General features: G+C 59.2%; 6 protein-coding genes. 1 reads left to right on the top strand and 5 read right to left on the bottom strand.

Going from position 1 to position 5,063, the window contains the following annotated elements; genetic code table 11:
- The coding region (locus NW841_RS07830) for a serpin family protein (protein ID WP_414386019.1) at nucleotides 1–668 on the top strand (668 nt) is incomplete at its 5' end.
- 4 nt (nucleotides 669–672) lie between these two features.
- On the opposite strand, the gene NW841_RS07825 is transcribed toward NW841_RS07830, so the two are convergent.
- The 5 genes from NW841_RS07825 to NW841_RS07805 all read right to left on the bottom strand — a co-directional run.
- Nucleotides 673–2,475, bottom strand: a complete 1,803-nt coding sequence (locus tag NW841_RS07825) for an NFACT family protein (RefSeq protein ID WP_414386018.1) — start codon at nucleotides 2,473–2,475, stop codon at nucleotides 673–675.
- 219 nt (nucleotides 2,476–2,694) lie between these two features.
- A complete protein-coding gene (locus NW841_RS07820; protein ID WP_414371474.1) occupies nucleotides 2,695–3,309 on the bottom strand; it encodes a DUF3727 domain-containing protein in 615 nt (204 codons plus the stop codon).
- 72 nt (nucleotides 3,310–3,381) lie between these two features.
- Nucleotides 3,382–3,639, bottom strand: coding sequence for a gas vesicle protein GvpG (locus NW841_RS07815; RefSeq protein ID WP_414376484.1), 258 nt, complete (start codon nucleotides 3,637–3,639; stop codon nucleotides 3,382–3,384).
- 137 nt (nucleotides 3,640–3,776) lie between these two features.
- Nucleotides 3,777–4,166 carry a hypothetical protein gene (locus tag NW841_RS07810; RefSeq protein WP_414376482.1) on the bottom strand — a complete coding sequence of 130 codons (390 nt, stop codon included), beginning with the start codon at nucleotides 4,164–4,166 and terminating at the stop codon, nucleotides 3,777–3,779.
- 367 nt (nucleotides 4,167–4,533) lie between these two features.
- A partial coding sequence (locus NW841_RS07805; protein ID WP_414386017.1) for a DUF726 domain-containing protein occupies nucleotides 4,534–5,063 on the bottom strand: 530 nt, incomplete at its 5' end.

The raw sequence follows: 5,063 nt of genomic DNA, 5'->3' as shown, positions 1-5,063 counted from the left end.
GTGAAGACAGGATGGTTTTGCTCAACGCCATCTATTTCAAGGGAGAGTGGACCCAGCCCTTCGATCCGACCCTGACCAAGCCCCAGCCCTTCACCCAAGCTGATGGCCGCCGTGTCCAAGTGCCGCTGATGGCCCAATCCGGTCGCTACGGCTACCGGGAGACCGAGCAGCTCCAGGTGGTGCGCCTGCCCTATGGGGAAGGGGAACTGGCCATGCTGCTCCTGCTGCCCAAACCAGGGGTGAGCTTAGCAGCCCTGCGGGAGAAGCTTAGCCCAGAAACTTGGCAAGAATGGACGGGATCCCTGTCCACCCGCCCCGGCTCGGTGCGGATCCCCAAGTTTAAGCTGGCCTACGAAATCGATCTGGGGCCAGCTTTGCAGCAGTTGGGCATGGGGATTGCCTTTTCCCGGCGGGCCGATTTTAGCCAACTGACCCCAGAGCCGACGCAGGTCAGCAGAGTCTTGCACAAGGCGGCCATCGAAGTTAACGAAGAGGGATCCGAGGCGGCTGCTGCCACCGGGGTAATCGTCTCCCGCACCGCCCTCGACCGGCAAGAGCCCTTCCAATTTGTAGCGGATCGCCCCTTCTGGTTGGCCATTGTGGCCTCCGGAGCCAACCGGGAGGCGCAAACTGTGCTGTTTATGGGATCCGTAGTCAGCCCGGAGTAGAGGGCTATAGCCCTGCTGGGAGATCCGACTTGGGCGCTCCGTCCTTTTCCAGGAGCAACTGAGCGCGGCTGGGGCGGCCCCACAGCACCCGCTCCTGTTTGTAGACCACCATGCCAGGGGGGGATCCCTTAGGCTTAAAGACGCACTTAGGGCGGGTATACACCACCGGCACCTGGTCGCTAAGGCGACCGCGGCTAAAATACGCCGCCAAGTCGGCAGCCGCTTGCAGATCTTCGCTTTCGGCCACAGCCCCAGGAGGCAGGCGCAGGAGCACATGGCTACCCGGGATCTCCTGGGCGTGAAACCACCAATCCTGGTCTTGGGCAAGGCGAAAGGTCAGCCGCTCATTTTGCCAGTTGTTGCGCCCCACCCAGATAGGGAAACCACTGGGGCTAGTGAAGCAATAGGGGTTGAAGCTGGCTGCAGGGGAACGTCTAGCTCCCTCCGCCTTGCTAGGACTCTCGAGGTAACCTTGCTGAATGAGCTCCGCCTCAATTTCTGCAAGGATGACCAAGTCCTGGGGATCCCGGTAGGCTTCCAGCTGCTGCAAGGCTGCCTCCACTTGCTCTAGGTAGCGGATCTCTTGCTCTGTGGCTGCTAGCAAAGGTTGCACTGCCTCCTGGGCTCGCTTTTGTTTGCGGTGCTTGCGGTAGTAGGCCTGGGCGTTGAGAACGGCGTTTTTCTCCGGATCCAGCGGGATCTTGACCATCTGGCCGCTAAAAAAGTCTGGCAGCTCCAGCGAGCTCAGCCCTGGCCGCCAGAGGTGGAGATGGGCCATGAGGAGATCGGCAGCCTGCTTGGAGGCTTCTGCTTGGGCTGAGTCGGCCAACATCTTCTCGAAGTGGTCGCGCCGCTGGCGGAGTTTTTTGAGCAGGGCGGCCAGCTTTTGCCCCAGCCGCTGTCGCTCCCGCTCAAAGCGTTCGCGGTTAAGCTGGGCTTGGTAGTAGGCTTCCAGGAGCTGGTGCAAGTTGGGCTGAGAGGGATCCCCGCTAGAGCCCCTCCAGCCGAGAAGAGTGTACCCCTGGGAGGTGAGTGCCGGCTCAAACCGACCCGTTTCCAGGCGGGCCAGCCAGTCCTGCCACCAAAAAAACAGCGCCTGCCACTCCTGGGGCGAGAGTTGGTTGCTGAGGGTTTGGGGTGGGATCCCCGCTTGGAGGCACATTGCCTCTGCCAAGTGCCGGCTGAGGCCGCGGTAGCAGCGCAGGAGCCGCTGAGCAATAGGGCCGGGGACTAGAGCCAGGCGCTCTTGCCACTGGGAGAAGGGCTCGCTTCGCTGCGGGATTGGGTCGGTCAGGGCAGGGGGGGCTTCGTAAGCAAGTCCCGGCTGCACGGGGCGTACCCGCGATTGCCGCTCGCTTACCCCGTGGCCACAGGCTAGGATCAGGCCTGCCTCGTCCACCAAGATGGCATTGCTGTACTTCCCCATCACTTCCAGATAAAGGTGGCGCTGCGGCGGATCCCCGGGGCGAGGGCCAAAGCGAAAGTCAATCACCCGCTCCCACTCGTCCAGCAGCGCCAGCTCCGTCAGGGCCAAGCCCCGCAGGTGCCGCTGCAGGTGTTGGCTAAATGAAAAATCCTCTGGCTCCTTGGGAGGAGCCTGACAGAGGTGAACTCGGGCCGCCTGGGGATGCCAAGACAACAGCAAGCAAGGGCGGGCCCTAAGAGTGCGCAAGCCGATCACCACTGTCCACAGATCGGTTTGCTGGATCCACTCCACGCGGGCAGGCAGCAAGGGATCCCCGCCGGCCTCAGCCCCTTTTAGCTCCGCCAGCACAGCACGGAGGGTGGTTAGATCAACCGGTTGCATCCCTGCTGCTCCTTGGGATCGGGCAACGCCTGGGGAACCAAACGAGGGCCTCCTTCCATTATCTGCCGCTCCCCCAGTCGGCGCTGGCGGCAAAAGGACTCCGCCCAATCGACTTGAGCGGCAACCAAGGGGCTGCATTGGGGCAAGAGGCTTGGTACTTCCACCTTTGGGCTTTTTGGCCCAGGTGCCTTGAATTCTCAGGCAGAAATCCCGAGCTGCCTAGTCCTCGTCTTCATCGTCATATTCATCATCGTACTCCTCCTCTTCCACTGACTCGTCCAGATCAAGCAGCACAGCACTGAGTTGGTCGAACAGGGCTGGTGAGTCCTCTGGGTTCAGGAGGTAGGGATCCCCCTCATCAGGCAGGGCTACGTAGACCAGAACTGGGTCGAGGGGCGTAAAGATGCCGTACTTCTTATCTTTGTAGAAGAAGGTAGCCAGCAGTTGGAATTCCTGGGCATCTTCCTCGCTTTCGCCCAGTTCGAACACATCTTCCTCTTCCACAGGGGGCAACTCTCCCTGGACCGTTAGGATGTCAAAGCCGTTTTGCTGCAGAGTCAAGTTCAACTCCGCCAAAACGGCCTGGATGGTGGGCAGGGCAGCCTGGAGCTCTTCTGGATCCGGCTCATCCAGGATCCCTTCCATGTCCGCATCTCCGTTCACCGCTTGGCCGGGCTCCTCCTCCCCCTCCCAAACCAGCACTTTGATCACGGCGTCCACGGGCGTGGCCAGTGCATAGGTTTGCTCCTCAATGACCACCTGCCTCAGGATCTCGCATTTCAGAGGCTGGTTCTGCTCGTCGCGGAGCACTAAGGTTTCACGGGATTCGGTCATGGAAAGCAACCCAGGGTAGGAAAATGAGGTCAACCAAAGCTTATTCTCCCATGTTCTGATCCCCCGCAGAACTTAGAGATCCCCGCCAGGCCGCTCATCGGTGCTGCCGGCTTCGGCTTGGGCCAGGGCTTCCAGCGCCAGCAGGATCTCCTCTTCCCGCCGGGTATAGGTCTCTTCGTCGATTTCCCCTAGATCGAGCTGAATCTGGAGAGCGGTGAGTTCTTTCTGGAGGTTTTCTTTGCTGTCGAGTTGCGCCTCGGCCCGTTCTCGAATCTGCTCCGCCAACCACAGCAGGCTCTGGGCCGGCCACGTCAGTAATTGCCAAACCATCCCCGCGCCTCTCCTGGGATTAGGTCAATCCTAACAAGTGGATCCCGCCTCCGCCCTAAGAACCAATAACCAATGCCAGCAAGCCTGCCCCCTCTGCCCGCTCCCCCTCCGGCCTTCATCTTAGGGATCAATCCTCCCTAGCCGTTCCGAGAGTGCTTCTCGATCCAATCCATCAGCTCTTGTTCAGACGGCGTGCAGAGACACTCACCTGTGAGCGGATCCTGGGCGTGCCACCAGACCGTGCCGCCACCATCCACCCACTGGCGCACCCGCAGCTCCTCCTGGACGCTCAACACGGCTTTCAGGCCCTCCCAAAGGTGGCGCCATCTTTCAGGCAGACCCAAAACAGAGGGATCCCTGCCGCTGGACTCTGCTGCTAGTTGCCGTTGCTCCTGTTCCAGCAACTCCAGCAGGCGGGTGTTGTTGGCTGCCCTGGCTGCTTCTAAACGATGGGCCAGAGAGGCAGCGATGTTCCGCCGATGGCAGGCCCGGAAGCTAACTCTACTCGCTTCAGCAGTTGCGTTCATGAGAGATCTCCCCACCCTGACCTCTACACGCCAATTCTATCGTAGATTCTGTAGCAATAGATACGATTCAAAACCTTGGCAATCGCCCTGGTCGGTAAAGAGGGGGTCAAGCTTGTTGTCGTACTGAAAACGCAGGGCAGAGAGGGTTTGTTGCAATGAAGTTTCGACTCACTCCCCGACCGCCATTCCGAATAGAAACAGGCTCGGACGGCAACAGAGAATACAGGTGAAAAGCCACTCATCTTCACTGATGGTTGTTCCCAGCAAGATTGAGACGCTCCGCTCCTCCAACCCCTCTACAGGGGGAGAGGGGAGCCAGAGAGCAACTTTCTCTACAGATGCCGCCCCTCTCTTCTGGCTTCATGACCTAGAACAAACGGTTCCTGCGGCTTTTCCAGTCCAGCTTCTGCTCCAGAAGAAACTCCAGATGAGGTAGATAGGCTTCGTAGCTATGCTCACCAGAGCCGATTAAGTGAGTGGCATTGAGGTTTTCAATTCTGGGGTGAAACTCTCTAATTGGCTTGATCCCACAGGGGCTGCGGTTAAGGGAAGGTACTTTGAAGACGTAGGCCAGAACCCAATCGTCTTCGTTGTAGATGTTTACCAACTTTCCAGTGATATTTTCTACATGCAGGCTCCAGTTCTTATCGGCTTGCCTCCTAACGGCACCGCTGAGCAAGATAACATCTTTAAGACGTCGATCTGCACTCTGGGGCCAACCGCGCATGATGTAGTAGGCTACCCTTGCCCCCAAAGAAAACCCCATCAGGGTAATCTGCCTTTCCGGCAAAGCAGAGAGCAGGGGATAGGCGTACTTTAGTCCCACTTCTTTGGCCTTTGCTTTGTGGGCTTCCCAGTGGGCAAGTAGTCCTACCCCTAGCTTCAGAGGGGACAAGG

The organism is Synechococcus sp. H60.3, from assembly GCF_047462295.1.
Classification (GTDB): Bacteria; Cyanobacteriota; Cyanobacteriia; order Thermostichales; family Thermostichaceae; genus Thermostichus.
This window is presented reverse-complemented; position numbering and strand designations above follow the sequence as displayed.